Genomic DNA, 3,221 nt, shown 5'->3' on the forward strand with positions numbered 1-3,221 from the left:
CTTCACAAGCTCAGGGTGAACGGAAATCGGGAACTTATTAAAAGACAATTCCTAAGTGGAGATCAAAAACGATGCAACTTATTCTGGCGCAGAATGAGATGGAAGTGTAAAAGGATCAGATCAAGAAGCAAGACCCGGCCCCGGTTTACTCCGCTCTGTACGCCACCCGTGAACTTTCCTGCCTATGGTCTGTCCATCAAGGACATGATCCAAAGCACGAACCAAATATTCATGCCGGTAACAACTGATTAAGAACGGAGCGAGTCAGTGAGTGACCCATTGTCTTCAGGAACGTCTTCAGGAACGTCTTCAGGAACGTCTTCAGGAACGTCTTCAGGAACCGTTAATCTTTCGATGGTGCAGGGTTTGTCTGCAATTCAATCGGCAAAAACTACACCCTCCCCGTCCACTATCATGCGCCCGGAGGCAGGCCCCCATAGACTACCCCCACAGAATCAACCGTTGCGGCAAAGAAAGATTACTGAATTTCCTCCTGAACTTTTAGTCATGATTTTTGACCACCTTGAATTCGATGATATCCGGCAGGTAAATGCAACCTGTCTTGCATTTCGGGATGTGGTCAAAGAATACAAATACATTCCGGAACTGTCGTATTTTGCCCGACTTCCGCAATGCTTTCGGGAACAGTACCAGCAAACCGCCCGGTGGCAAAAAAAATCCCTGGGCACACATCCATTTGCCGCTCCAACATCACGCAACAACAGAGGGATATCGTTCAGGGACAGGATAATAAAAAACCTCCCACAGATGCCCGCACTTCTGTGCCTTGGCACCCTGGGGAGGATGGAACCATGCCCGGCTTATCGTCTGGTCAAGGAATATAAAGTCACTCTCCCCTGGCGTGAACCAAATGAACCACGTTTTCAGAACGGCACTGATCTTGATGTTCGCTTCAGCCCGTCCAGTCGCCATCTGTTGTTATATGGTCGTATTTTGAATGACTCCCGAATTCTGGCCAGGGATGACCGGGGGCAGTGGGCAGAAGAGCCACTGAATTGGTCCGATAACAGCGGCAGTCGGGTGATTACCGGGGCAAAGTTCAGTGCTTGCACCAATCGCCTGTTAACCTGCAGCAGTGAGGGTTATGTCAACACCTTGCGGCCCGCTAACAACTGTTGGGACGAAGTCGGCAAGGAAACTTTGCCGGATCAGATGATCAAATTCAGCCCTTCAGGGAAATATATGGTGACCTGTAAGGGGGACGATCCGGTAATCGTCTGGTGCATGAAAGCAAACAATAATGGTTGGCTGAAAATGGAGGTTTCCGGCCTCTCCCCCGGAGTATTGGTGGTTGAAATCCAGTTCAGCCCTTCGGAGCGGTACCTGGCACTGCGCACGTTGGATAAAATTATCCTGCTATCTCTGGATGAGCATGGAGTCTGGTCAGCACAGCATTCAATATTATTAAGAGAGCGTGTGGATTATGCCCGCTTCGATTATGCCAGCTTCAGCCCAGTGGAAGATCAACTTCTGGTGCTGATTGACATAGATTCCTACCGCGGACGGGTCTCAATTCACAGCCCGGAACCATCGGGACAATGGCAAGAGACGGTGATCTTCCCGAAATTCTTTCCGCTTCAATTCAGCTCTGCCGGTAAATACTTGTTCGCTAATTCTGACCCTGGCGCTCTGGTGCCCGGGGAAGTGCTGTTATGGCCCAGACCGGAAAATTGGTCGGACTGGTCGCTGAACCATTGTTCCTCGCCGGAGCACAGTTCCCCATCAAGGCTTGAATCAGCAATAAGGCTCAAGCATGATTTCGCTGTGTATCAGACACTATTCAGCCCGTCTGACAGTCACGTGCTGACTACCAGCTTTGCTCGGTTCGGCACAATCTGTATCTGGGAGAAGAGCCCGGCAGGGACATGGTCAATGCAAACCATCTCCGGGGAGTACACCTCAGCCTTCACCCGCTTTAGCCTGTCAGGCCTTCATGCACTGACTTGCAACAATCACATGGTAGGAATCCTGGGGCGCAACGATGAAAAACACTGGTCGCCCAAAGGGGTTATCAGGCAAGACGGTATCGTGAGCGCGTGCTTTAACCCAATATCAGAGCATGAAGTGGTGGTCCTGAGCCATCATACGGATGGCGACATAAAAAATATCACGCTACAAGTCTGGGAAATAAGAGATGCGGGTCGGCCGGATTGAAGACAAGACTTACTTTGGCAGCATTCACAACCGGATGATCAAACTCACTCTGCATGGTAGCGCCTATTGGAGGCTGCACGGGAACTTCTCGGCCTTTGGCCTGTCTGAAAACGACATGAGACAAATGATCATGCCGGTAATCACTTGCCAGGGAATTGTCTTTTAATAAGTTCCCGATTTCGTTCACTCTGAGCTTGTCGAAGGGTCGTGCCACCGAACTTCGACAAGCTCGGTCAGGCAATGAAATAGGGAAGTTTATTTCCAGACAGCTCCTGCCAGACAACTCCCAAGAATGGTACAAGTCAGTGAGCAACCCTATCTCTACAACCGCCGTCGGCCTTTCCAAGGTGCCGGATTGCCCTGTCAATCCGCCTGCTAAAACCATACGCTCCAACTCCCCACCCACTGTCGCACTCCCGTTGGCCGGCCCGCAAACACAGCCGCTGTGGCAAAGAACAATTACTGAACTTCCTTCCGAACTTTTAGTCATGATTTTTGACTACCTGGAATTCGATGATATCCGGCATGTCAATGCAACCTGTCTGGCATTTCGGGATGTGGTCAAAGAATCCAATTATATTCAGGAACTGTCTTATTTTGCCCGGCTACCCCAAAGCTTTCGGAAACAGTACCAGCAAACGGCCCTGCGGCAGAAAAAACAACTGCTATCGCACCCATTTGCCGATTCAGCATCGCTCAACGGCAGAAGAATATCGTTCAGGGACAGGGTAATAAAGAACCTGCCGCAGATGCCCGCAATTCTGTGCCTTGCTACCTTGGGGAAGATGGAACCATGCCCGGCTTACCATCTGGTTCCGCGATATAAAGTGACACTTCCCCCGTCTGAAGCCAGGTATCCAGGTTCTGATACCGGTCCTGATTATGATGTTTGCTTCAGCCCATCCAGTAGTCATCTGTTGTTTTATGGCCGCTGGTTGAATGACGCCCGAATTTTGGCCAGGGATGATCGGGGGCAATGGGCGCAAGAGCGCCTGAATTGGTCCGATAACAACGGCAGTCGGGTGATTACCGGGGCAAATTTCAGT

General features: G+C 50.6%; 2 protein-coding genes. Both read left to right on the forward strand.

Annotated elements, in window-relative coordinates; genetic code table 11:
• The first annotated feature begins 267 nt into the window (after positions 1-267).
• Positions 268-2,175 (forward strand): F-box/WD repeat-containing protein, encoded by a 1,908-nt coding sequence (locus tag KDK14_RS17785; protein WP_257266534.1) that lies wholly within the window; start codon positions 268-270, stop codon positions 2,173-2,175.
• Between the two features lie 305 nt (positions 2,176-2,480).
• Positions 2,481-3,221: F-box protein (locus KDK14_RS17790; RefSeq protein ID WP_257266535.1), on the forward strand; the 741-nt coding region annotated here is incomplete at its 3' end.

This window comes from Endozoicomonas sp. ONNA2 (assembly GCF_024606365.1).
In the GTDB taxonomy this organism is placed as follows: Bacteria; Pseudomonadota; Gammaproteobacteria; order Pseudomonadales; family Endozoicomonadaceae; genus Endozoicomonas.